At 63.8% G+C, this 22,817-nt stretch carries 23 protein-coding genes; 10 read left to right on the top strand and 13 right to left on the bottom strand.

Going from position 1 to position 22,817, the window contains the following annotated elements; translation table 11 throughout:
- The first annotated feature begins 243 nt into the window (after window positions 1-243).
- Window positions 244-390, top strand: a complete 147-nt coding sequence (locus ACQCST_RS02800; protein ID WP_426997833.1) for a hypothetical protein — start codon at window positions 244-246, stop codon at window positions 388-390.
- Window positions 391-469: 79 nt separating this feature from the next.
- On the opposite strand, the gene ACQCST_RS02795 is transcribed toward ACQCST_RS02800, so the two are convergent.
- Window positions 470-688 carry a hypothetical protein gene (locus ACQCST_RS02795; protein ID WP_426997832.1) on the bottom strand — a complete coding sequence of 73 codons (219 nt, stop codon included), beginning with the start codon at window positions 686-688 and terminating at the stop codon, window positions 470-472.
- Between the two features lie 227 nt (window positions 689-915).
- Between ACQCST_RS02795 and ACQCST_RS02790 the strand changes: the two genes are divergently transcribed.
- On the top strand, window positions 916-1,653 hold the full coding sequence (locus tag ACQCST_RS02790; protein ID WP_426997831.1) for an ANTAR domain-containing protein: 738 nt from the start codon (window positions 916-918) through the stop codon (window positions 1,651-1,653).
- A gap of 46 nt (window positions 1,654-1,699) precedes the next feature.
- On the opposite strand, the gene ACQCST_RS02785 is transcribed toward ACQCST_RS02790, so the two are convergent.
- The 8 genes from ACQCST_RS02785 to ACQCST_RS02750 all read right to left on the bottom strand — a co-directional run bounded on the left by ACQCST_RS02785 (window position 1,700) and on the right by ACQCST_RS02750 (window position 9,348).
- The gene (locus ACQCST_RS02785) at window positions 1,700-2,041 is read right to left on the bottom strand and encodes a GNAT family N-acetyltransferase (RefSeq protein WP_426997830.1); all 342 of its coding nucleotides are present in this window, start codon (window positions 2,039-2,041) and stop codon (window positions 1,700-1,702) included.
- Window positions 2,038-3,408, bottom strand: coding sequence for an acyltransferase family protein (locus tag ACQCST_RS02780; protein WP_426997829.1), 1,371 nt, complete (start codon window positions 3,406-3,408; stop codon window positions 2,038-2,040). Before ACQCST_RS02780 ends, ACQCST_RS02785 begins: the two co-directional genes overlap by 4 nt.
- 100 nt (window positions 3,409-3,508) lie before the next feature.
- Window positions 3,509-3,916 (bottom strand): DUF1304 domain-containing protein, encoded by a 408-nt coding sequence (locus tag ACQCST_RS02775; RefSeq protein WP_426997828.1) that lies wholly within the window; start codon window positions 3,914-3,916, stop codon window positions 3,509-3,511.
- 234 nt (window positions 3,917-4,150) lie between these two features.
- Window positions 4,151-4,729, bottom strand: coding sequence for an adenylate kinase (locus ACQCST_RS02770; protein WP_426999058.1), 579 nt, complete (start codon window positions 4,727-4,729; stop codon window positions 4,151-4,153).
- A 321-nt stretch (window positions 4,730-5,050) separates the two neighbouring features.
- A complete protein-coding gene (locus tag ACQCST_RS02765; protein WP_426997827.1) occupies window positions 5,051-6,184 on the bottom strand; it encodes a bifunctional 2-methylcitrate synthase/citrate synthase in 1,134 nt (377 codons plus the stop codon).
- Window positions 6,185-6,228: 44 nt separating this feature from the next.
- Complete coding sequence (prpB, locus tag ACQCST_RS02760; protein ID WP_426997826.1) at window positions 6,229-7,173, bottom strand: methylisocitrate lyase; 945 nt, start codon at window positions 7,171-7,173, stop codon at window positions 6,229-6,231.
- Window positions 7,173-8,693, bottom strand: a complete 1,521-nt coding sequence (locus ACQCST_RS02755) for an MmgE/PrpD family protein (protein WP_426997825.1) — start codon at window positions 8,691-8,693, stop codon at window positions 7,173-7,175. Before ACQCST_RS02755 ends, prpB begins: the two co-directional genes overlap by 1 nt.
- A gap of 13 nt (window positions 8,694-8,706) precedes the next feature.
- Entirely contained in the window at window positions 8,707-9,348 is a 642-nt protein-coding gene (locus ACQCST_RS02750; protein WP_426997824.1) for a GntR family transcriptional regulator, read from the bottom strand.
- Between the two features lie 173 nt (window positions 9,349-9,521).
- Between ACQCST_RS02750 and ACQCST_RS02745 the strand changes: the two genes are divergently transcribed.
- From ACQCST_RS02745 to ACQCST_RS02730, 4 genes are all read left to right on the top strand, one after another.
- Entirely contained in the window at window positions 9,522-11,438 is a 1,917-nt protein-coding gene (locus ACQCST_RS02745) for a propionyl-CoA synthetase (protein ID WP_426999057.1), read from the top strand.
- A gap of 159 nt (window positions 11,439-11,597) precedes the next feature.
- Complete coding sequence (locus ACQCST_RS02740) at window positions 11,598-12,968, top strand: IS30 family transposase (RefSeq protein WP_426997823.1); 1,371 nt, start codon at window positions 11,598-11,600, stop codon at window positions 12,966-12,968.
- A 311-nt stretch (window positions 12,969-13,279) separates the two neighbouring features.
- Window positions 13,280-14,539, top strand: coding sequence for an MFS transporter (locus tag ACQCST_RS02735; protein ID WP_426997822.1), 1,260 nt, complete (start codon window positions 13,280-13,282; stop codon window positions 14,537-14,539).
- A gap of 186 nt (window positions 14,540-14,725) precedes the next feature.
- Window positions 14,726-16,288, top strand: coding sequence for an RICIN domain-containing protein (locus ACQCST_RS02730; protein WP_426997821.1), 1,563 nt, complete (start codon window positions 14,726-14,728; stop codon window positions 16,286-16,288).
- Between the two features lie 57 nt (window positions 16,289-16,345).
- Here the strand turns inward: ACQCST_RS02730 and ACQCST_RS02725 are convergent, their stop codons facing one another.
- Together ACQCST_RS02725 and ACQCST_RS02720 are read right to left on the bottom strand one after the other, a co-directional pair.
- On the bottom strand, window positions 16,346-16,996 hold the full coding sequence (locus ACQCST_RS02725) for a LacI family DNA-binding transcriptional regulator (RefSeq protein WP_426997820.1): 651 nt from the start codon (window positions 16,994-16,996) through the stop codon (window positions 16,346-16,348).
- A 152-nt stretch (window positions 16,997-17,148) separates the two neighbouring features.
- Window positions 17,149-17,484 (bottom strand): winged helix-turn-helix transcriptional regulator, encoded by a 336-nt coding sequence (locus ACQCST_RS02720; protein ID WP_426997819.1) that lies wholly within the window; start codon window positions 17,482-17,484, stop codon window positions 17,149-17,151.
- Between the two features lie 66 nt (window positions 17,485-17,550).
- On the opposite strand from ACQCST_RS02720, the gene ACQCST_RS02715 reads away from it, so the two are divergent.
- Window positions 17,551-18,393: an SDR family oxidoreductase gene (locus ACQCST_RS02715; RefSeq protein ID WP_426997818.1), complete on the top strand. Its 843-nt coding sequence runs from the start codon at window positions 17,551-17,553 to the stop codon at window positions 18,391-18,393.
- A 73-nt stretch (window positions 18,394-18,466) separates the two neighbouring features.
- On the opposite strand, the gene ACQCST_RS02710 is transcribed toward ACQCST_RS02715, so the two are convergent.
- Window positions 18,467-19,396, bottom strand: a complete 930-nt coding sequence (locus ACQCST_RS02710) for an AEC family transporter (RefSeq protein WP_426997817.1) — start codon at window positions 19,394-19,396, stop codon at window positions 18,467-18,469.
- Window positions 19,397-19,422: 26 nt separating this feature from the next.
- On the opposite strand from ACQCST_RS02710, the gene ACQCST_RS02705 reads away from it, so the two are divergent.
- Window positions 19,423-19,959, top strand: coding sequence for a CGNR zinc finger domain-containing protein (locus ACQCST_RS02705; RefSeq protein ID WP_426997816.1), 537 nt, complete (start codon window positions 19,423-19,425; stop codon window positions 19,957-19,959).
- A gap of 141 nt (window positions 19,960-20,100) precedes the next feature.
- On the opposite strand, the gene ACQCST_RS02700 is transcribed toward ACQCST_RS02705, so the two are convergent.
- Window positions 20,101-20,733, bottom strand: coding sequence for a CGNR zinc finger domain-containing protein (locus tag ACQCST_RS02700; RefSeq protein WP_426997815.1), 633 nt, complete (start codon window positions 20,731-20,733; stop codon window positions 20,101-20,103).
- A 90-nt stretch (window positions 20,734-20,823) separates the two neighbouring features.
- Here ACQCST_RS02700 and ACQCST_RS02695 point away from each other — a divergent pair, with 90 nt between their 5' ends.
- Window positions 20,824-21,891, top strand: a complete 1,068-nt coding sequence (locus ACQCST_RS02695; protein WP_426997814.1) for an LLM class flavin-dependent oxidoreductase — start codon at window positions 20,824-20,826, stop codon at window positions 21,889-21,891.
- Between the two features lie 82 nt (window positions 21,892-21,973).
- Window positions 21,974-22,603 carry a cysteine hydrolase family protein gene (locus ACQCST_RS02690; protein ID WP_426997813.1) on the top strand — a complete coding sequence of 210 codons (630 nt, stop codon included), beginning with the start codon at window positions 21,974-21,976 and terminating at the stop codon, window positions 22,601-22,603.
- Window positions 22,604-22,817: the final 214 nt, after the last annotated feature.

The raw sequence follows: 22,817 nt of genomic DNA, 5'->3' as shown, positions 1-22,817 counted from the left end.
GTAAGCCTTACTTAGGTAAGCCTTTTCGTCAAACTTCTGTGAGGTAATTCATCACACCCCCGGGAATACGGGGTTTTCCCCGGGTTGCACGAGGTCATTGACTTCCCAAACGTGCGCGAACGGGCACATAATGCCCTCAAACGGCCAGCCTCACCTCAACCCCTTTGTCGTGGCACTGTGGCTCGCCTCGGCGGACTTATCGTTGCAGGCTTCGGGATGTTCCTTGGTGCACAGACTGCCGCGATGGCCGGGCCGAACAGCAGCGACTCCATGCCCCTGGCCTACCTGTGGATGAGTTTCGCGCCGAACGTCCTTCTCGCCGGCGTCCTGACGACGCCCGGACTGCTTTTCTGGTGCGCAGCGCAGTGGCAGCGCCGCCACGCAAAGTAGCCCCCGGCGTCGTAACTGACTTCCGCGAACGCGCTGTTGAGGACCTGAAAACGTTGATTCCGGGGCGTATGCTGTGGCGTCAGCTGCCCGCTCGCGCCCGCCGCAGCTCGAGCTCGTCAGTAACCTGCTCGTACAGGGAATGCGCCCCGAATAACGGGCTCGGAGTGTCCAGGTGGCGGTATAGCGCGTCGGCCAGCTCGGCAAGCACCTTATCGCTCATGGCACCCGCCGCTGCCGCAGGGTCCTGTGTATCGTCGAGGTCTCGGGTCAGGTAGCGGGCCAGATCCTTCTGGTTCATGACGGGTCCCCCGCCGGGACTGGACGGCCGAAGGCGTCCGGGGTGGCATGTCCGGGGCTGACATCAACACGGGCAGGCACTCGCAGTTTGTGGTTCAAGGCGACTCCAATGAAAGATTCCTCGAGCCGACTGCACAACTCAAACTGATCGTACGAAATTGATCTCCGGCTCACAAGTCCGCCTGGTTTTTCGGGTTCACATTACGGCCGCGGACCTACACTGGGGGCATGGAAGAGGCCGCCGTTGAACAAACAGTCGCCGAACGGCTGCAGGACCTCGTCATTGACAGCCAGGACGTCAACACTTTCCTGGCTGATCTCTGTGAATTTGCAGCCGCATCCGTTTCAGCGTCCCTCGGGCAGCAGGTGGTCTGCGCCGTCACCCTGAGCCGGCACCGCCGCCGCAGCACGGCAGCCTGGAGCAGCCCGGACGCGCGCACCATGGACGAGATCCAGCATGCCTTCGGTGAAGGGCCGTGCCTCCACGCAATGAAAACCGGGACGACTGTGGTGGTCAGGGACACCCGGACGGATCCGCGCTGGCCGGAGTACGGGCAGGCCATTGCGGCGCAGGGCCAGTTCAGCCTTTTGGGCGTCCCGCTCACCCTTGATCAAGGCGCCACTGCGGCCTTGAATGTCTTCGCCACCACGCCCGATGCCTTTGATCCGGTGTCCGTCCAGAGCGCAGAACTCCTCGCAGCGCAGGCGCAGAAAGCCGTGCGCCTGGCAGTCCGGGTGGGCGCCGGGCAGCTGCTGGCCGGCGATTTGCGGGCGGCCATGGAATCCCGGACCGCGATCGATCTGGCGTCCGGAATCATCATGGGCCAGAACCGGTGTTCACAGGACGAGGCAATGACCATCCTGGTCAAGGCATCGAGCGGCAGGAACAAGAAGCTTCGTGACGTCGCGGAGCAACTGGTGGCGCAGTTCTCTGCCGGGCCGGCCACAACCCATTTTGACGTCTAGAGCCGCCGACGCACCGGTGGCTTACGGCCTCTCAGGGTAAAACCTCTCAGGCTCCGGGCTCACCCTCAGGCCAGTCGATGCACTGGGTATAGACCTCGTGTTTACGGAGATACCGGGCGGTGAAGGGGCAATGCGGGATGATCCGCTTGCCGGACGCCACTACGTCGTCGAGGGCAAAATGGATCAGCACCTTCGCGAGTCCCTGGCCCCTGAAGGCGTCGTCCGTCTCCGTGTGGACGAAGTCAACGTGACCGGGTTTGTCGATGAATCGCGTGCGGACCGCGAGTGTCCCGCCAACGTGCAGCTCGTAGCGGTGAAGGGCGTCGTTCCGGGTCGTCACAACGTCCGGCGTGAACGTATCCTCAGCTGAAACCATGTTCTCCGTCATGGTTCGACACTGGCACTTAATGGCGTCTCTGGCAATGGCCCGCCGGAATCATGACCCTCCGGAACACCTTCGGCAACACCCGTCAGGACAGCAGCAGGGACACGGTCCGGTACGCGGCCCAGCAGCAGGACTGCCAGGGCAAAGCAGGCCGTTCCGCCGCCAATCATCGCCAAGGTGAGGCCGTTGAAGACGGCGTCCGCCACCGGAACAAAAACGACGACGACGGCAGTCACCACAGCAGCAGCCGGCCGGCGGCGTGTGTGGACAGACGCCGTCGGCCGGTCCTCAAGCCGACCGAAAATGGCCAGTACCGGCAGCAGGAGTACCACCACGCTGAGCAATACCAGCGGCCGTGCCCACCACCATTCGGCCGTGCCGGATGCAGGTTTGGGTAAGCCTGTGAGCAGGAGCAGGCCGGACATGGCCGCCAGGAGCGGCAGGTGCCAGAGGTATATGGTCATGGACCGGCGCCCGGCGATGGCAACAATGGCCTGCACCCAGCGTGCCGAAGCCACCCAGTTGAGCACGGGCCGGAACAGCTGGAGCGCGGCGGTCTGCGACACGCCAAGCAGGAGCAGGCAGAACGTGGGTGGATTCAGGTTTTCCAGCATGCTGCCGGAGTACAGGGCCACTCCCGTCAACACCCCCAACAGGACGTTGCTGCCCGCAATGAGGCCCACCAGCGCCGAGCGGCTGAGCCGGGCCAGTTGTCCGTCAGCCACCAGAAACCCCAGCTGCTGCACTGCGCACCACAGGAAGACCAGGTTCGCGTAGGCAAGCAGCGGCAACGCCCCCCGGAGGCAGTCCACAGTCACCACAAGCGCAGCCAATCCGCCGAAAGTCAGCCACGGGGCACGGGCATGCAGGCGGGCCAGCAGCGGAATGTTCAGCTGGGCGGCAAGGTAAGTAGCCAGGAACCACAGCGGCATACCCGCACCGGTGGCCAGCAGCGCCACCACCTGCGGATGCACGCCCAGCAACAGGGCGCCCCACAGGCCGGCAAACATGGCTGCAAGCAGCGCCGTCGCAGGGCGGATGAGCCGGAGGAGACGGATCTGGGCGAACTCAAAACCCGTGCCGCCTCGGGCCTGCAACCTGCGCCAGGACTGCAGCCCGGTGATCCCGCCAGCGACGAAGAAGATGGGCATCACCATAAAGATCCAGATGACCGGCACAAACCAGCCCTGCTCCACGAGGGTGTTCTCGGTGGTCACTGTCCCGTCCGGGTGGAGCACCGGACTGGTCATCATGCAGTGGCCCACCACCACCAGGGTGAGGCAAAAGAAACGGACCAGATCAATGACGAGATCTCGTGGCGGCGCGGACGTATTGTCTCCGGTCCCCGGCTGGTGCACTGAAACGCCCATTGCGCTCCTTACGGACGCAGAGATGACGGATATCTCCGTAGTCCCCATTGTCCGCTAGGGCGGCGGCAAGAGCCAGCAGCCCCCTTCAACTGGCCACCGGCTATGCGGCCGCAACCGCCAGGATGCCGAGCACGACGGCGAGCAACGGCGTGGTTCCTTGGGTCACCGCGGCGCGGAGGTACTGTTTTCCGCTGAGCGCCAGCACCGCCGACGCCAGCAGCATAGAGCCGCAGCTGCTAAAGATGAGCGTCCAGCCAACCACCGGCTGGGCGGAACCTTGTGGCGCAAAGGCCACCGCCCCGATGCCGATCAGCGCGCCGATAGCCAGGAACAGATTGTAGAAGCCCTGATTGTAGGCGAGCGGCTTGGTGGTCTCGGCGTCGGCCTGAGAGGCCACGCTGAAGCGCTTCCAGGTGGCGGGCCGGGTCCAGGTGACCGACTCCATGGTGAAGATATAGACGTGCAGCAGGGCTGCGATGACCGCAAAAATGAGGGAGGCCAGGATCATGGTCTGATCCTAGCCTCCCCACCCGGCAGTTTTGGTACGTCAGCGGCTGAGCATGCCCAGCGCGGCCGTGGCGAATTCCTTGGCCGAAGTGTTCCAGTGACCCAGGAGCCCTGCAGGTTCTCGCCGTCGGCCCGGTGAGGCCGTAGCAGCGGACCACTACCCAGTTCTGCTCATGGATCGGAACGCTGGGACTCTATCCCGATCCCATCAGGATGCTGCGGGCGGCTGGCCTGCTCAGTTGACCGACGCGGCCATGGCTGTTTCGATGGCGCCCATCACGCGGTCGGTGACCTCGTCGATGTCCCCGGTGCCGTCCACTTTGGCCAGTATGCCGCGTTCGGCATAGCGGGCGACGATGGCCTCGGTCTGCCCATGGTAGAGGTCCAGCCGGTGTTGGATGACTTTTTCATTGTCATCGCTGCGGTCGGAGTCCTTGGCCCGGCCCAGGAGGCGGCGGACGAGTTCTTCATCGTCGGCGGTCAGCTGGAGGACGAGCGCGAGTTCCTGCCCTTCGCCGGCCAGGATGCCGTCCAGTTCATCCACCTGCCCGGCGGTGCGCGGGTAGCCGTCCAGCAGGAAACCCTCCCGGGCATCCTGCTGCTGCAGACGGTCACGCACCATGGAATTGGTGACGCTGTCCGGGACGAAGTCGCCGTTGTCCATGTACTTCCCGGCCTCAACGCCAAGCGGCGTCCGCCGTCTGACGTTGTCGCGGAAGATGTCTCCGGTGGAGATCGCCACGACCCCAAGACATCCGGAGATTCGTTCGGCCTGGGTGCCCTTGCCGGATCCGGGCGGACCGATAATCAGCATTCTCGTCATCGTAAAACCCTTCGTCGTGCCGTTGTTGGAGCTGAGCGTCAATCTGCTTTCGGTTCCAGCATCAAGCGCGCGTGTTCGTGATTGGGGCAGGGTGCCACGGTAGGTTCCGTGGCACCCTGCCGGGCACCGCATCCGGCCCGATCCCCCGCGCCCGGCGATCGGGCTTCCTGTTGCGATGGAATGCGGGAGATCCGGCCGGAGGGTATTTTCCGGGGTCCGGAGCCCTGGACGGCCCCGGATTCCGAGTCATCGGAGGTGAGGGCTTCGTGGAGGCAGCGGCCCTGGGCGGGTGGCTTTGGCCGCTCCCGGGGCCTAGGGGACGTGCCGCTCGTCGACGCCGTTGTACGCGCTGAGCGGGCGGATGAGGGAGTTGGCTTCGAGCTGTTCCATGATGTGGGCGGTCCAGCCGGTGATGCGGCTGGCGACGAAAATCGGTGTGAACGTTTGGGTGTCGAAGCCCATCAGGTGGTATGCCGGTCCGGCGGGGTAATCCAGATTGGGCTTGATGTTTTTCTTCGCGCCCATGGCCGATTCCAGCGCCGCATACAGTTCACCCATGTCTGGGCGGCCGTAATGGGCAATCATTTTGTCCAGGGCCGCCTTCATGGTGGGCACCCTGGAGTCGCCGTGCTTGTAGACGCGGTGTCCGAAGCCCATGATCTTCTTTTTGGTGGCGAGTGCGTCCTCCAGCCACGCATGGGCACGCGCTACGATGTCCGGGCCCTCGAGTCCGATCTCCTGGAATGTATGCATGACGGCCTCGTTGGCGCCGCCGTGCAGTGGCCCCTTCAAAGCGCCGATGGCGCCTGTCACGGCCGAATGCAGGTCAGAGAGCGTGGAGGTGATGACACGGGCGGTGAATGTGGAGGCGTTGAAGGAGTGTTCGGCGTAGAGGATCATGGAGACGTTGAACGCGTCGACTACCTCTGGAGCGGCCTCTTCGCCGAAGGCCATCCAGAGGAAGTTTGCTGAATAGCCCAGGTCGTCCCGTGGTTCCACAAGGTCCTGACCGCGCCGCCTGCGCTGGTCATAGGCAACCACGGCAGGGAATACGGCGAACAGGTCCTTCGCTTTGGCGAGGTTCGCTTGCGGCGAGGAATCCTCGGCCAGTGGATGCCGTCCTCCGATAACACTGGCCGCGGTTCGGCACACGTCCATGGGATGGGCGGTGGTTGGCAGCGAATCGATTACCAACCTCACGGCCGGGTCCAGTGCCCGTCCTGCCCGCTCGCGAGCGGAGAACTCTGCCGTCTCGGCCTCGGTGGGAAGTTCACCGTTCCACAGCAGGTAGGCAACCTCTTCGAAACTGCAGCGTGCGGCCAGTTCCTGGACGGGGTAGCCGCGGTAGAGCAGGGAGTTGGTGTCCGGGTTGACCTTGGATATGCGGGTCGTGTCCACGACGACGCCGGCCAGTCCTTTATGAATCTGAAGTATGTTGGTGCTCATGCTCGCTCCTTAACCGTTGAAAGTTCTCTGGTACGCGTCGATATTCATCGCGAGGTAATCTGCTGGTCAGTACCCGCTGAGGGCCCGTCCGTACCGGGTATCCGGAAATTGAAGACGCCGGTGTCAAAGCGGTTGTAGGCCTCGTAATCAACGAGGTCATAGAGCCGCGCACGGGTCAGCATGCGCTCTACCTGTGCCTCCTGGGTTCCGTCGGCCTTGATCGATTCCAGGGTTCGCTCCGCAGCGCCCATGGCACTACGGAGCAGGGTCACCGGATAGATGACCATGTTGACCCCGACGCCGGCCAGCTCATCCACCGTGAACAGGGCGCTCTGGCCGAACTCGGTCATGTTGGCCAGGATCGGCACGTCGACGGCGTCGCGGATGGCCTGGAATTCGCTGAGGTCCTTCATGGCCTCGGGGAAAATGGCATCGGCGCCGGCTTCCACCAGAGCTTTGGCGCGGTCCTGCGTGGCTTCGAGCCCGTCCACGGCGCGGATGTCCGTCCGCGCCATGATCAGGAAGTTGGGATCCCGGCGGGCGTCCGCTGCTGCCCGGATCCGCTTGGTGGCCGTATCCAGATCCACCACGTTCTTGCCGTCCAGATGGCCGCAGCGCTTGGGGTTGAACTGGTCCTCGATGTGGCAGCCGGCCAGGCCCGCGTTCTCGAGCTCCTGGACCGAGCGGGCCACGTTCATCGGCTCACCGAAGCCAGTATCCGCGTCCACAAGTGACGGCAGATCTGTCATGCGGGCGATCTGGCCGGCACGGGTGGCCACCTCGGTCAGCGTGGTCAGCCCGATGTCCGGCAGGCCCAGATCGTTGGCCAGCACGGCACCGGAAATGTAGACCCCGGAGAAGCCCTTATCCTCGATCAGGCGCGCCGAGAGCGGGTTGAAGGCTCCCGGGAACTGCGCGATGGTGCCGGAGGCGAGCATCTTGCGGAGGGCGAGGCGCTTTTGCTCCGGTGTGGTCTTCGAATACAGCATCAGAAAAGTCCTTTCGGTGCAGCGGCGAGGTCGATCACGCCGGGGGCGGCGGTGATGTTGAGCTGGTCCAGCTCGCCGGCGCCAAGTTCGGGGAGCCGGGCGGCGGCGGCGAGGAAGCGTTCGATTTCCTCCTCCGTCACGAGGCCGGCTGCGAGCGTGCGGAACTTGTTGACGTACTGCTCGCGGGCGAACGGCCGGGCGCCGAGCGGGTGGGCGTCGGCGACGGCGATCTGGTCGGTGACGACGGTCCCGTCGGTGAGCGTGATCTCCACGGAGCCGCCGAAGGCCTTCTCGGCGATGTCCAGGGAGTGGTAGCGGCGGGTCCACTCCGGATCCTCCACGGTGGTGACCTTGTGCCACAGCTCGACGGTGTCGGCGCGGCCGGCCCGCTCGGGGGCGTAGGAATTGACGTGGTGCCAGGCGCCGTCCTGCAGGGCGACGGTGAAGATGTAGGGGATGGAGTGGTCCAGGGTCTCACGGCTGGCCGTGGGGCTGTACTTCTGGGGGTCGTTGGCGCCGGAGCCGATCACGTAGTGGGTGTGGTGGCTGGTCTTGATCAGCACCGACTGCACGTTGGCGGGGTCGGTGACTTCGGGGTGTTCGCGGTGGAGCTTGCGGGCGAGGTCGATCCACGCCTGGGCCTGGTACTCGGCCGAGTGTTCCTTGGTGTAGGTGTCCAGGATGGCGCGCTTGGCTTCGCCGGCCTCGGGAAGCGGGACGCTGTAGGACGCGTCGGGCCCGTCGAGCATCCAGGCGATGAAGCCGTCTTCGCCTTCGTAGATCGGCACCGGGGAGGTCTGGCCGCGCATGGCGCGGTCCGCGGCTTCGACGGCCATCTTGCCCGCAAACGCCGGGGCGTGGGCCTTCCAGGTGGAGATCTCGCCCTTGCGGGACTGCCTCGTGGCGGTGGTGGTGTGCAGCGCCTGGCCCACGGACTGGAAGACGGTCTCGACGTCGAGTCCCAGCAGGGTGCCGATCCCGGCGGCCGCGGACGGGCCGAGGTGCGCCACGTGGTCGATCTTGTGCTTGTGCAGGCAGATGGCCTTGACCAGGTTGACCTGGATCTCGTACCCGGTGGCGATGCCGCGGATCAGGTCCTTGCCGGTGGAACCGACGTGCTGGGCCACGGCGAGGACCGGCGGAATGTTGTCTCCCGGGTGGGAGTACTCGGCCGCCAGAAAAGTGTCGTGGTAGTCGAGCTCGCGGACGGCGACGCCGTTGGCCCAGGCGGCCCATTCAGGGGAAACGCGCTCATTGATGCCGAACACCTTAGAGCCCTGGCCGCCGGTGGTGGGGCCGTGGGTCAGGGCCTGGGCCCGCGCCGCAACGATCGGTGCCCGGTTCAGTGAGGCGATGGCCACCGAGGCGTTGTCGATGACCCGGTTGATCACCATGTCGGTGACCTCGTCCGTGACGGCCACGGGATCCGCGGCGACCTTGGCGATCTTGTAGGCGAGCTGATCCTCGCGGGGCAGGTTTTCCTCGCTCTTGTACACGCGGACGTGGTGTTCCTTAACCATGGTGCTGCTCCTTTTAGTGAGGTATGTGCGTGGCTTTGACGTGGGAAAGACTGCGGTGCAGGTGGACCGTGGTGGCGGCTTCCGCGAGGCGCGGATTGCCTGCGGCGATCGCTTCGGCAATGGCGGCATGCTCGGCCGCGGCCGCCGTGAGCCGGGTGGCGTCGTCGGCCGCGAGCCGGCGCACACGCACCAGATGCACGCGCAGGCTGCGCATCGCCTGGACGAGGTAGGCATTGGAGATCGCGGCGTCGATCGCCGAGTCCAGGCGCCCCACTAGTTCGTAGTACTCCTCGGTGGCGGGATCCGCGCCGCTGATCAGCGCAGGCGCCTCCAGGAGCTCCCGCTGCAGCTGCAGGAACGTAGCGGCGTCACCGCGCTCGGCGGCCAGTGCTGCTGCCTTTCCTTCGAGTGTTTCGCGGAGCTCAAACAGTTCGTCAATATCCTCCAGCGAGATGTCAGTGACGACGACGCCGCGGCCGCCCGCCGCCGTCGTCAGTCCCTCGGCGGTGAGCCGGCCCAGCGCCTCCCGAAGAGGCGTGCGTGATACACCGAGCCGCTCGGACTGCTCCACCTCGGCCAGTACAGCTCCGGGGAGGAGGCGCCATTCGATGATGTCCTCCCGCAGTGCGGCATAGGCTCTTTCGCCAGCGCGCATCAGGCCTCCTTCGTTGGTTCAGCAGAATCACTGTATACACAATTAACGGAAAATGCCAGCATTTGCTCTCAAATGAACGAATTTCGCAATGTATGTATACAAAACACTTGTCTCCGGGCCCAACGCAGGGCTAGCATGGGTAGCATCACAACGACGTGGACAAGGAAGCACTCATGCTCACCAACAGCTACCGGGACAGTTACGAACGCAGCCTGGAACAGCCCGCGGACTTCTGGCTGGAAGCCGCGAACAAGCTTTCGTGGTCAACGCCGCCCCGGCAGGGAATCGATGCCAGCCGGGCACCGCTGTACGGCTGGTTCCCCGACGGCGCCCTCAACACCTCCTATAACGCCTTGGACCGCCACGTGCTGGCCGGGCGGGGCGGGCAGGACGCCCTGATCTACGACTCCGCCATGCTGGGTTCGCAGCAGCGCTTCAGCTACGCGGAACTCACGGAGCTCGTGGCCCGGTTTGCGGGGGTCCTGCGCGGCCACGGTGTGGGCAAGGGCGACCGCGTCGTGATCTACATGCCGATGATCCCCGAAGCCGCCATCGCCATGCTGGCGACCGCCCGGCTCGGTGCCGTGCACTCGGTTGTCTTCGGCGGCTTTGCGCCCAAGGAACTCGCCGCCCGCATCCGGGACGCCGCACCCGCCGCGGTGGTCACGGCCTCCGGCGGCATCGAGCCGTCCCGCCGCGTCGAGTACCTCCCCGCGGTGGCAGAAGCCCTCGAGCTGGCCGGGGTGCCGGACACCCCCGTTCTGGTGAAGGGGCGGGAGGGCTTCGCCTCGGCAGCCGCGGACCACCCCGGCTGGATGGACTGGGACACGGAGATGGCCGCCGCCGAGCCCGCCGGTCCCGTCGAGGTCAGCTCGACTGATCCGCTCTACATCCTCTACACCTCGGGAACCACCGGAGCTCCAAAGGGGGTTGTCCGGGACAACGGCGGCCATGCCGTGGCCCTCGGCTGGAGCATGGAAAACATTTACGACGTCGGTCCGGGGGACGTCATGTGGACTGCCTCGGACGTCGGCTGGGTGGTGGGGCACTCCTACATCGTGTACGGGCCCCTGCTGGCCGGCGCCACCACTGTCCTTTACGAGGGAAAGCCGGTGGGCACCCCGGATGCCGGGGCGTTCTGGCGGGTGATCCAGGACCACAAAGTCAATGTCCTGTTCACGGCGCCCACCGCGCTGCGGGCCATCCGGAAGGCGGACCCCGAGGCGACGCTGCTGGAACGGTACGACATTTCCAGCCTGCGCACGCTCTTTGCCGCCGGCGAGCGGCTCGACACGGACACCTTCCGCTGGGCCTCCCGGGTCCTGAGCGTCCCGGTGGTGGACCACTGGTGGCAGACCGAGACCGGCTGGGCGATCTGCGCCAACCCGCGGGGACTCGATGAGCTGCCGATCAAGGCCGGCTCGCCGAGCGTGCCGATGCCCGGCTTCCAGCTCGCCATCGTGGATGGGGCCGGCAGGGCCGTGAACACCGGGGAAGAGGGCAATATTGTGCTTGGGCTTCCCTTGCCACCAGGCACCCTGACTACACTCTGGCGGGACGATGACCGTTACATCTCCTCGTACCTGAAGGCGTTCGATGGCTACTACGCCACAGGTGACTCCGGATACAAGGATGAAGACGGGTACCTCTTCGTGATGGGGCGGACCGATGACGTCATCAATGTCGCCGGCCACCGGCTGTCCACCGGATCCATGGAACAGGTCATCGGGCAGCACCCTGCCGTCGCAGAGTGTGTGGTCATTGGTGTGTTCGATCCGTTGAAAGGCCAACATCCCAGCGGATACGTGGTCCTGAAATCCGGCGTAGAGGTAGCAGAACCGGTACTGGTCCAGGAGCTGATCGCACTCGTTAGGCGGGACATCGGCGCCGTGGCCGACTTCAAGAACGTCACCGTCGTGGATGCACTGCCCAAGACCAGATCAGGGAAGATGCTCCGCAAGACCATGAGGCAGATCGCAGACGGCGAGGAGTACGTGATCCCCTCCACCATCGACGATGCAGGGGTCCTTGACCAGCTGATCGGGAAGCTGCGGCCCGCCAGCGCCGGAAACCCTCGCGCGCGGGGTTGAAGCGGGATCAGCCCCAAGTTGCACCTGATGCAGGACCGTCCGAGCATCGTTGAGGACGACAGGTTATGCCCATTGTGGTCAGGCGAAGCCCATGGACCCGCTCAGGGCTGGGCGGTTTCTCACCAACGTCGCAACACCGACTGAAAGTGGTGTTTATTCATGCGCAGTTCGACGCGCCGATCGCGGAAAATGGGGCCAGCGGGCTTGGTTGAGAAGAGACCCTTGTATGTTCAGCTCATGAAAGAAGGGCACTCCAACTCGGCAGCGTGCAGGATTCTTGGTATCCACCAAAACACGGGCCACCGTTGGTTGCATGGACGCAACGGGGTCGAAGGCTTGGTGCAACAAGGCTTGGATCCGAGGCCCCGTAAGGCGGTACCTGCGACAGGTGGGTCCAGCCGCTATCTATCAGAGGACGAACGCATCTTCATCGCCGACCGGTTGCTGGTTCGGGCGAGTCTCCAATCCATCGCTCGTGACCTTGGGCGGTCGCCGTCCACAATCAGCAGGGAATTAGCACGGAACCGTCCCGACTCACGTCGCTATCATCCGTTCCGCGCCCAGAAAATGGCACAGAAAAGAAGACCGAGGCCAAGGCCGGCCAAACTTGCCGGTGACGAAGAGTTGCGGCATTACGTCGTGGAGTGCCTGTCGAAGCGGTGGAGCCCTCAGCAGGTCTGCCGGGCCCTGAAGAAACGGTTCCCGGGAGAAAAGCATCGGCATTTGGCGCATGAAACGGTCTACCGTGCGCTCTACCATCTGAGCATCCGCCCCGTTCCAGCGGGGTCTGCCCGGCTGCTGCGCTCGGGTAAGTTCAGCAGGCGGCCGCGGTCCAGGACCAAGGTCAAGCCCCGCCAGTACATTGCTGATGCTCTGAAGATCGGTGACCGCCCAGCCCACATCGCTACCAGAGAAGAAGCCGGCCATTGGGAAGGTGACCTCATCATGGGGAAGGGCAACAAATCAGCGGTAGTGACACTGGTAGAACGCTCCTCCCGGCTCCTCGTCGCCTTTGCGCTCCGCCCAGGAAACAGGTCCGATAACATGCGTGACCAGCTCATTGACGCGCTCGGGGTCCTGCCAGCCACGTTGCGCAGGACCTTGACGTGGGACCGGGGCTCCGAGATGGCCAAGCACGCCGAGGTCACCGCGGCACTGGGGACGCTCGTGTACTTCTGTGATCCGGCCAGCCCCTGGCAACGTGCGTCGAACGAGAACGCCAACGGCCTGCTCCGCCAGTACTTCCGGAAGGGTGCAGACCTCAGCACGGTAGAACAGGCTGAAGTCCGCTTCGCCGCTGATGAGATCAACGGCCGGCCGCGAGCCGTCCTCGAATGGGACAGTGCAACCGCGCGGTTTGCTTCCCTCGAAGCCGTGGCTGAACTTCAGGACTCGGCGGTTTCCTGTGCCGCCGAAGGTACGGTTCCGCTGCCCACAACCGGGGACAATCCTCATGGGTTATCCACCGCTACGGCTGCCAGGGAGCTACCCCAATGGCTCCCAATTTCAGCCGTGGATAACCCGAATTGACCCCCAGATGTGGACAGGGAGTGGTCACGGTTCTAGTCCGCTCGATCATCTCTGGTGAGCGCGTGCGGATTGCAGCCAAAATCCGCGCCTCGTCCTATGCTTCAGCGCCGATGGTCACGAGTAGCCTGCGATGCTCACCAGGCTTTGGCTTGGCAAATTACTGGTTGTCTTTGGCGGATTGATACAGTCTCTGGGAGGGCGTGTTCCCTCTCGTTTCTGCGGCGCACTCAAGTGCAGGTGCGTAGGTTAAATCGGGCGCATATATCCCGGTGGCCTGCGGGACCCGGCCGCAACGGAAAGCGATTACGGTTATGGCCGTTCTTCCGCGTTTACTTCGCCAGAATTTCTCTACCGGGTTCTCTTCGTACACATTTGTCTTGATGCTTCCTGGCGCGCTCCGATTTTTCGTCCCGTCAGTCATTGCCCGATTTGGCGTCTCGATGATCGGGCTTGGCATGCTCTGGTCCGTTGAAGCCCTGACAGGTTCGTTCGCCGTCGCTGGCTCGGTCACAGGCGCCTTCGCTATATCGGAGGCGGTCGTCGGTCCCCAGATCGCGCGCCTGATCGACCGTGCCGGGCCGGGACGTATTCTGCCTTCGTTGATCGCCGTCAATATGGTGGCGATCACCCTGCTGCTGTCATCTGCGTCGCAAGTCTGGCCGTTGCCTGTTGTCCTCGTCTTCGCCGCCTTCGCTGGGGCGACCATCCCTCAGCCGGGCGCCCTGTCGGCAGCGCGATGGAGTGTGGTCGCACCGACGCCAAAGGATCTCCGCACGGCATATTCGCTTGAAGCGGTCGTAAATGACGTCGGCTTTCTTCTGGGGCCGATCCTCGTCACGGTTCTCAGCGTTAGCATTGCGCCGTTGGCGGGCGTCATCTTCGCGACAGTTTGTGTTGCAACCGGGTGTTTGGTCCTCTCCACTCGTCGAGAAACGGAACCGCCGACCCAAAATACCCATTCGGCGGGTGCGGTCAATCGTCGGCTTTACTCGCCGGCGTTCTGTGGCCTTCTCGCGGTCAATCTGAGCCTTGGCTTCTTCTTCGGCAGCGTTCCTATCACCATTACCGCCATGGCGGCCGAGTCGCACGTTTCGCAGCTGACCGGGCTGATGCTGGCATCTACGAGTGTGGTCAGCTTGATCAGTGGGCTGGTCTACGGCAGCAGAACGTGGCCAGGATCCCCCGAAAGGGTGCTCGTGATAGTTTCACTTTTCCTCTCGATCATGGTCGGCGTAGCTGCGGTATCCCACCTTGCTTTGGTGGCATCCATCGCCATCGCAGCAGCTGGTGCGGCTATCGCGCCGATCGTCGCCACCAGCAACCTGTTGATCCAACGAACTGTCCCACCGAAGAGGCTTACGCAGTCGTTCACGTGGATCAATTCAGCCAGCGCTGCTGGGATCGCGGTTGCTGCGGCGCTGGTCGGGGCGGCCATCGAAAGCGGAGGATCCTCTTGCGGGTTCACGCTGGCAGCACTGCTAGTGGCCGCGACACCGGCAGCTGCAATCCTGACAGCGGTTACCGCCGCGCGGCGCCATGTGCCCGAGTTCGCAGGTCAGGAAACAGGGTAGGAAGCATAGGGGCAGCTTTCGTCGTTTCAGTCGTACGGGCCGACCGGGAGTCTCGATCGCTCAGGCGAAGAACTAGATCTCCCAATCGGACGAGTAGATGCGACCCCGTAGACGATCGTTCAGCTCAGCATGAGCGACGCGGGGTAGGGTTTCTCCCGACGCCTTTCCAGAAGACAGGAGTGCACGGTGGATGATTCTTCGTTCGTTGATTACGTCGCCGATGAGCTCGCCGCTCTTCCCGGCGTAGTGTCGGTGTCACTGGGAGGATCCAGGGCATCGGGCTCCCACAGGCCGAGCAGTGACTGGGACTTTGCTCTGTACTACCGCGATCGCTTCGACCCCGGCAACCTGAGAGCACTCGGCTGGGAAGGCACCGTCTCTGAGATTGGCGCCTGGGGCGGCGGCGTCTTCAACGGCGGAGCGTGGCTGGAGATTGAGGGGCGGCCGGTGGATGTCCACTATCGAGATTTGAATGTCGTCGAGCATGAGCTTGGAGAGGCCCGGCACGGCCGCTTTCATATCGAGCCCCTGATGTTCCACCTGGCCGGGATACCCAGCTACCTGGTCGTCGCCGAAATCGCCATCAACCGCGTCCTCCGCGGCGACATGCCCCGTCCCGAGTACCCACAGCGCCTGCAAGAAACGGCCCCGCCTATTTTGATGTCCAAGGACGCCATCGTCACCCACCTCACCGAGCTCGAATCGCGGTGGACCTCGTTCATCCTCAACTGCGCACCCAACCGGAACGGCAAGCTTGACCCCAACGTGGTCAACCGACTCGCCGAAGTCGGCGCGGCCTGGTCCGCCAATCCGCAGCGTGGCGCGCTCCCGGCGCAACCACTGCGAGCCGAACACCTGATCACTCCGGTCGCCGCCTACGCCTCCGCGTTCCGTGAGCCCGAACCCCCATACTTCGCGATCGACGGACGTGCCGACAACAAACTGCAGACCTGCTGGTCCACCTGGCCCGGCACCGCCGAACTCGCGATGCCAGTATCGATAACACTGGACCTGGGCGGGATCTACAACAATGTGACCACGTTGGAGTACCTTCCCAAGCAGTGGTCCCGCGAAAACGGCACCGACGGCGACGTGACCTCCTTCGAGGTCTCCACCAGCGCCAACGGCGTGACCTTCACAACCGTCGCGTCCGGCACCTGGGCCACCGGCCCCACCCCGAAGCTGGCCGAATGGGCCCCCGTCGCCGCCGGGTTCATCCGGTTCACGGCGAAGGCAGGCTCCGGCGGCTACACAAACGTCGCCTGCCTGCGGGTGGGCGGCCGCACCGCAAAGCCCGCCCGCCAGTCGTTCGCCGTCGCCCCTGACCGCGCCTACAAAGTCATCAACCCCACAACCGGAAAGGCACTGACCGTACTCAACGGCTCCACCGCCAACAGGGCCGCCGTTGTCCTGGCCCCCGACACCAACGCAGCGAACCAGCGGTGGACGCTGACGACCGACGTCGACGGCTACTACAAGCTAAGGGACGCCAACAGCGGAAAAATCCTCGAGATCGGTTTCCGCTCACGGGCCATCGGCGAGAAGGCAGCGATCTATTCCAGCGCCGAAGTCCTGCAACCGCAATGGGCAATGACACCCGTAAGTAACGGAAAAGTGGCCCTCACCAACCGCTTCTCCACCTACGCCCTCGGCCTGACCGGCGCGGCCACCACCGACGGAACCACCACAGAGCAACAGCTCTATCGAGGCTCCTCGCATCAGCAGTGGTCACTCGTGGACGTCACCTAAACAGATGCCTCATCCCGACTGCAACCACGCAGGGCGTTGGGATGAGGCTCTCGGGGATCATGCACCGGTCGATGACCTGACCACCAGCTGGAACGGAACGTCGACCTGCTGGGGCGGGGAAAGGGGGTCCTTGAGTCTGGCGGTAAGGAGGGCGAAGGCTTTGTCCATCATCCAGGTCCGGTCGATGAACACGCTGGAGAGTCCGGGGTTGGCGAATGACGCCTCCTCGATGTCGTCCACCGCAACGATGGCCACCTCGGCAGGTACTGCGATGCCGCGCTCAGCCAGGGTTTTCATGGCCCCCAGTGCCAGAAGGTCATTGGCGCAGAAGATGGCGTCGATTCTTTCCTCCCGCTCCAGGAGGGCCACCATGGCCGCCTCTCCATCTTGGCGTGTCCAGTCCTGGACGTAGCCGATCGGCGTGGCTTCAACGAGCCCGGCTTCCGCCAATGCCTTATGGAACCCCTCTTCGCGCTCGGAAACGACGAAGGGGTCCCCGGTGTCTTTGTGCCCGATCATCGCCACATGCCGGCGCCCCTGCTCAATCAGGTGCTGGGTTGCCAGCTTAGCGATGGCCACTGAGTCGATACCGACCCGGTCCACACTTTTGAGCTTGGAACGCTTTCCAAGAAGGACCAGGGGCATCCCGCCGCGCCGAGCCTCGATCTCCTCATCCGTTGAAGGGCACGCTTGCGTGGCCAGCTGCAATCTCGATGTAAGGAATGCCGGGACGTCCGTACCTGCCCGGTGTGCGTTTCATCAGTTACAACCGGCGCAGGTAGGCCTCGAAGGGTTCACACAGTTCAGTGGGAAGGGAAGCCTGGACGATGGGGCCGGCCGCGCGCTGTGCTGGAACCAATTCAGAGTTCAAAGGTGCTGTCCGGGACTGAAAGGGCCCATTCGTTCATGGACGTCAGAACGGGGCGCAGGCTTTCTCCCAGGGGCGTCAATTCGTAGACGACGCGGGGAGGTATCTCTGGATAGGCGGTGCGGGTGACGAGTCCATGCGCTTCGAATTTTCTCAGCCGGCTGGTGAGAGTATGTGCACTGATTCCGGGGAGCGCGGTGAGTAGTTCAGTAAAGCGCAGGGGTTTCCTGAGTAGTTCCCTGGCGATGAGGGTTGCCCAGGGCCCATCCAGAAGGCTGAGGAATCTTGCGATGCCGCACTCCTGCAAAGAGCAATGATCAAATTTCATGGTTTTTACGATAGTCCCCATTACTGCACTTGATGTAACCGATGCATAATGTGCAGTAATGGGGTCATGTCTTTCATCGTTCATGGCGCTTCGGGCGCTCAAGGTTCCCCTGTTCTCTCCGTCCTGCGAGGTCATGGCCAGTCAGCTGTGGCTGCAGTGCGTGATCCCTCCAAAGTCGAGGGGCCGGCCGTGGCCGTCGATTTCTCCGACGTTGATTCGCTTGTCCGGGCCTATGAAGGTGCCGAAGGCGTCTTCGTGCATTTGCCGGTGGGTAGGCCCGAGGACCAGATTCCGTTTGCCAAAGCCATCGGTGCGGCTCTTCGGCAGGCCCAGCCGGGCAGGGTCGTCTTTTCCACCAGTGGCTACAGTGTCGAGCACGGCAGTGATGCCGAAGATGGCCCCAACACCATGCTCGGGGAGCTCGAGGCGGGCAGTGTTTCGTATGCTGTGGTCGAACCCCGCCTCTATTTGGAGAATCTTCTTCTGCCGGCGGTGCTGGAACCGGTCCGTAAAGAGGGTGTGCTGCGATACCCGCTTCGTGCTGACTACGCCACGTCATGGAGTTCGCATCTGGATATCGCCGATGTTGTGTACCACCTGCTGACCCGTCCCAACATTGAAGGGATCGTTTCCGTCGGTGCATTGCCCGGGCTCCGCGGCCACGAGCTCGCCGACGGCTTCTCGAAATACCTGGGACATGAGATCCGCTACGAACCGATGACGCCCGAGGAGTTTGGTGAGCTCATCATCCCGATGTTCGGTCAGGACGCTGCAGTGCCTGTGGTGGAGTCCTACAAATATCGACAGGACCAAATTGATGAATTGATCCCCGAGAGCCGGTCAGCTCAGAAGCTTCTTGACCAAAAGCCACGCAGGGTGGAGGAATGGCTGAGAAACCTCGGGATCTGAGGAGGCCGAGAATGACGGTATGGAGGATGCTTAAATGCCGTCAGATGCCCGGTCAGCATCAGCAAAACGTGGGCTACCCGGTGACGTGGTCGATGAGCGTCAGGATGGCTGGCAATGTGGCGACGGCCAGTACGGTCTGCGCTCCTGTAATGGAGGCCATGAGGCGGGTGTCCCCGCCCATCCTGCTGGCCAGGACGTAAGCGGAGGGCGCTGTGGGGATGGCGCAGATGAGCACGATGCTGCTCAGTGTTGCCCCTGTGGCACCCAGCGGGATGGCGATGGCGGCTGCCGCCAGGGGCAGCACGACGAGTTTGAGGATCGCGGCGAGTCCGACGTCGATGGCGTCGCGTTTGCGGAAGCTGAAATGCAGGGCAGCTCCTGCGATGAGGGTGCCGCATGCCAGCGCCGGGGCCGCGAGCATGGTCAGCGTTGCCGACAGGAACCCGGGCAGGGGAAGGCCGGCGAGGTTCAGGGCGAGTCCGATTGCGCAGCCCAGGATCAGCGGGTTCTCCAGGAATTCCCGCCAGACCGGGACGGGGCGCGGTGAGGCGGACTTGTCGCCGTAGGCCGCCAGCGTACTGACGCAGATGACGTTCACCAGGGGCACCACGACGGCGCTGGCCAGGGCGAAGGTGGCGACGCCTTCGTGACCGTGCAGTGCCGTCGCGAAGATCAGCCCGATGTAGGTATTGATGCGGACCGCGCCCTGCACGAGGGAGGTCAATTGGGGACCGTTCGCGCGCAGTGGCCGGCGCAGAACAACGACCAGGCCGGCGACCGCGGTGATCGGGACAGCCAGGCTCAGCAGCAGAGGGCCGATCGGAATGATGGTGAGGTCCGTGCCCGCGATGGAAGTAATGAACAGCGCCGGCGTGAAGACCCGGTAACTCATCCACTCCAGTCCCCGCCAAAAGCCGGGCTCGGTCAGAAAGCGGTAACGCAGCAGCGCACCCGCGGCGAGGATGAGCACGACCGGGACGATTGCGGTGGTCACTAGAAGCATGGGTAAAACTATGATGCAATGGGTTAGTGCAGTTCAACCATGACAATATGACCGGCCCGCTGCTCGCTGCTGACCTGGTCAACCTGGCTGGCGGCGGTGCGTGGACGGCCCAGGAAGCCAGGACCGTCATGGATCGGCACCATATCCGCCGATCTGCCTTGACTTCGTCATCGTCCAAGCAGCTGAAGCAATGGTCGTTGCGGTTGCGGTCCGCGTTCGAGCCCGGCGGTGTTGAGGCCCGGTGCGCGGCGATCAACGCACTGCTCGACGCCGGTGCGTCACGGGCCTATCTGACCAGCCATGACCAGCTGCGGCCGCACCTGCATTTCGCGTCCGATGACGATGCCGTCGTAGCACGCGTGAAGGCCGTCACCGCCGGTGGTCTTGCGATCTTCGCCGTCGAATCGGACGGTGGGCGGCTCGGGGTCTGCGCCCGGGCCGGCTGCGACACCGCCTTCGTAGACACCAGCAGAAACGGCCTCCGGGCCTATTGCTCAGCGCGGTGCGGAAACAATGATGCCGTCCAACGCCACCGCGAAGGAGCGTCCAAATCCAAAGCCTGAGTTGGCGCGTCTCTCGCTCGCCTCATTGTGCGGCCATGTGATTGATCAGTGGGGTGGACTTATCGCGCTGCGACAATGCTCGGTCAGCCATCGGCGGTATGCCGCGAGAGGTCGTTTGGGATCAGGCCACGCTCCTATGCGTCAAATCCTGACTTGGTGAGCATGGCTGCCTGATAAGCGGGACTTGTGGGCTGGGGTTGGCCCAAGGTGTATCGCGCGTTTGCGTGCGTAGGCTCGTGCGGCGCGGACTCGGTCGCCACAACGGGTTGAGCACCATTGCCGTCGCGCGTGGCTGCGGAGGAAGAATCGTTCACACGAGTCCGCTTCGCAGGACGCCAGCAGTGATGCTTGGTCTCCGCTTAGCAGCGGGGCAGCATCATCGGCGATGAGGGCCATGACATGCTCGATGACCTGTGTCACGGGATGGTCGGCGCAGCGGGTGAACCCCGCCCCCGGGTCGAACCGTAAGAGCAGCGCGCCGGGGGCGCAGGTCAGCGCACGATTAACAGCATGCACGGCCGCTATCGTGGGGACGTCTCCGGTGGTGTGCGCAGTGAAGAGATCGCGCAGCCCTGCGAGTCTGCCCTGGCAGTGCTCGTGCAGCACAGATTCCGGTGCGATGAGATCGCGTGCCATCAGCCAAGCCGCCGCAACCTCAGGGCTGCCCAGTTCGTCGTAGCGTTTGCCTCCGGGCAGTTCGCCTGCGCTGTTGACCAGCGCGAGCCAGGGATGCTCTTCGGCGCCTGGTACGGCTGCTAGCAGTGGGTCTGACATGGTTCTCATGGTATCAGTTTCATTTAAGCGTGAGGTAACTGCTACGCTCGGAATCACGCTAAAAAGCACGTTATTCCATGAGGAGTTTGTATGCAGTTCGGTCCACCATCCGGCACGGCCCCGTTCACGCTGTCCGTGCTCTCCGCGGGCGGCACCGGTGCCGGGACGACCGCTGAGGAGGGGCTCGCGGGCACTATCTCGCTGGCGCGGACAGCGGACCGGCGCGGGTATCACCGGTTCTGGATGTCTGAGCATCATGCGATGGGAGCGACGTCGGTGTCTTCACCACCGTTGATGGTCGCCCGCCTCATCGCTGAGACGACGCACATCCGCCTTGGCGCCGGAGGGGTGATGCTGCCCAACCACGCACCGTTGCTGATCGCCGAACAGTTCGGGATGCTTGAGGCTCTGGCCCCTGGCCGGATCGATCTCGGGCTGGGGCGCGCACCTGGAACCGATGGGGCGACCGCTGCGGCGCTGCGTCGGGGCGCGGATGCCAATGACGGATTTCCACAGCAGGTGCTCGAGTTGCTTGGGTTCCTGGGTGACGAGTTTCCTCCCGGACACCCATACCGGCACGTCCATGCGGTGCCCGGACCCTGGCAGGCAATGGAAAACCGGGTGCCTGCGCCCTCGACCGTTCCGGAGGTGTGGGTGCTGGGCTCCTCGGCGTACTCCGCGCAGCTGGCCGGGCAACTCGGCCGACCGTATGCGTTCGCGTTGCAGTTCGGTGACGCTGACGTTGACACGGCCATGCGTCTTTACAAAGAAAGCTTCCAGCCCTCGGATGTGCTCGCCGAGCCCCACACCCTTGTCAGCGTGCCCGTAGCGATCAGCGACGACCCGGCCGAGGCGAAGCGGCAGGCGGCAACATCGGCGATGGCAATGCTGCGCATGTTCAAAAACGAGGGCTACCTGCTCCTGCCTCCGGATGAGGTCGAGGCGTACCCGGCCACGATGCAGGAGCGGCAGATCCTCGACGCCTACACCAGCCGCAGTTTCCACGGCACCGCCGCTACTGTCGCCGACCGCCTCGAAGCCCTGCATAAGCGCACCGGCGCCGACGAGGTGATGCTGGTCGTCGGCGGCCACTCGGCAACCCTGGACCAGCACGGGATCACTCTGATCGCCGATCACTACGACCTCCCGCACCTGTAAGCACCGCTACTGCGGGCTGCGCAGTAGCGCACATGTCAGCTTTCACTGATCACAACACCACCATTGAATGAAGGAGAACCCCGTGACCACACAGCGCCGAGCCCTGATCGTCATTGACGCCCAACAGGAATACTTCGACGGACTGCTCCCGATCCAGTACCCGGCCCGGGATGAATCCATCACCCGCATCCAGACCGCGATCGACACCGCTAAACAGACCGGAACCTCGATCGTGCTCGTCCAGCACGAACTCCCGGCAGAAGCCCCGGTGTTCGCATCCGGATCGGCGACCTGGCAGAACCACCCCGAAGTAGCTGCACACGAGAACATAGCAGCCAAGCGCATCAGCAAACAGTTCTCCAGCATCTTCGCCGATACCGACCTCGAAGCCTGGTTGCGTGAACAGGACATCGACACGATCACGCTCGTTGGCTACATGACAAACAACTGCGTGATTGCCTCCGCCGCGGCCGCCGAGCCCCTCGGCTTCGCCGTCGAAGTCCTCTCAGACGCGACCGGAGCAATCGACCTCACCAACGACGCCGGCACCGCGCCCGCACCCCAGGTCCATCAGACCCTCATGGCGCTGCTGCACTCAAACTGGGCCGCAGTCACCGACACCCAGACCTGGACCACAACACTGCGTACGGGCGTGCCGCTGACCAAGAGCGACCTCATCACCTCCGCCACACAAGGCCGCAGCACCCGGTAGAAAGTACCGCGACGGTGGTCATCATGCACTCAGCATGCCCGGACTGTGCATCTTGAGCTAGGACCGGCCGCACACCGATCGCTGAGTGGGCGCTGAGCCCGCCGGCGTACCACCGTCGGGCCGCCGAATCAGGCGTGTGGGCAAACCTCAACAATGCATTCTGAAAGGGAACGCATCACTTACAGAACCTCCCTCTAGGCCCAAATCATCTTGA

This window comes from Pseudarthrobacter sp. N5 (assembly GCF_050157035.1).
Lineage (GTDB): Bacteria > Actinomycetota > Actinomycetes > Actinomycetales > Micrococcaceae > Arthrobacter.
Note: the sequence above shows the minus strand (reverse complement) of the source record. Positions and strands in the feature narration are given on the sequence as shown.

Coding starts and splice junctions, on each gene's coding strand:
- ACQCST_RS02800 (WP_426997833.1), top strand. CDS start 244: ATGGCCGGGCCGAACAGCAGCGACTCCATGCCCCTGGCCTACCTGTGG.
- ACQCST_RS02795 (WP_426997832.1), bottom strand. CDS start 688: ATGAACCAGAAGGATCTGGCCCGCTACCTGACCCGAGACCTCGACGAT.
- ACQCST_RS02790 (WP_426997831.1), top strand. CDS start 916: ATGGAAGAGGCCGCCGTTGAACAAACAGTCGCCGAACGGCTGCAGGAC.
- ACQCST_RS02785 (WP_426997830.1), bottom strand. CDS start 2,041: ATGACGGAGAACATGGTTTCAGCTGAGGATACGTTCACGCCGGACGTT.
- ACQCST_RS02780 (WP_426997829.1), bottom strand. CDS start 3,408: ATGGGCGTTTCAGTGCACCAGCCGGGGACCGGAGACAATACGTCCGCG.
- ACQCST_RS02775 (WP_426997828.1), bottom strand. CDS start 3,916: ATGATCCTGGCCTCCCTCATTTTTGCGGTCATCGCAGCCCTGCTGCAC.
- ACQCST_RS02770 (WP_426999058.1), bottom strand. CDS start 4,729: ATGCTGATTATCGGTCCGCCCGGATCCGGCAAGGGCACCCAGGCCGAA.
- ACQCST_RS02765 (WP_426997827.1), bottom strand. CDS start 6,184: ATGAGCACCAACATACTTCAGATTCATAAAGGACTGGCCGGCGTCGTC.
- prpB (WP_426997826.1), bottom strand. CDS start 7,173: ATGCTGTATTCGAAGACCACACCGGAGCAAAAGCGCCTCGCCCTCCGC.
- ACQCST_RS02755 (WP_426997825.1), bottom strand. CDS start 8,693: ATGGTTAAGGAACACCACGTCCGCGTGTACAAGAGCGAGGAAAACCTG.
- ACQCST_RS02750 (WP_426997824.1), bottom strand. CDS start 9,348: ATGCGCGCTGGCGAAAGAGCCTATGCCGCACTGCGGGAGGACATCATC.
- ACQCST_RS02745 (WP_426999057.1), top strand. CDS start 9,522: ATGCTCACCAACAGCTACCGGGACAGTTACGAACGCAGCCTGGAACAG.
- ACQCST_RS02740 (WP_426997823.1), top strand. CDS start 11,598: ATGCGCAGTTCGACGCGCCGATCGCGGAAAATGGGGCCAGCGGGCTTG.
- ACQCST_RS02735 (WP_426997822.1), top strand. CDS start 13,280: ATGGCCGTTCTTCCGCGTTTACTTCGCCAGAATTTCTCTACCGGGTTC.
- ACQCST_RS02720 (WP_426997819.1), bottom strand. CDS start 17,484: ATGAAATTTGATCATTGCTCTTTGCAGGAGTGCGGCATCGCAAGATTC.
- ACQCST_RS02715 (WP_426997818.1), top strand. CDS start 17,551: ATGTCTTTCATCGTTCATGGCGCTTCGGGCGCTCAAGGTTCCCCTGTT.
- ACQCST_RS02710 (WP_426997817.1), bottom strand. CDS start 19,396: ATGCTTCTAGTGACCACCGCAATCGTCCCGGTCGTGCTCATCCTCGCC.
- ACQCST_RS02700 (WP_426997815.1), bottom strand. CDS start 20,733: ATGTCAGACCCACTGCTAGCAGCCGTACCAGGCGCCGAAGAGCATCCC.
- ACQCST_RS02695 (WP_426997814.1), top strand. CDS start 20,824: ATGCAGTTCGGTCCACCATCCGGCACGGCCCCGTTCACGCTGTCCGTG.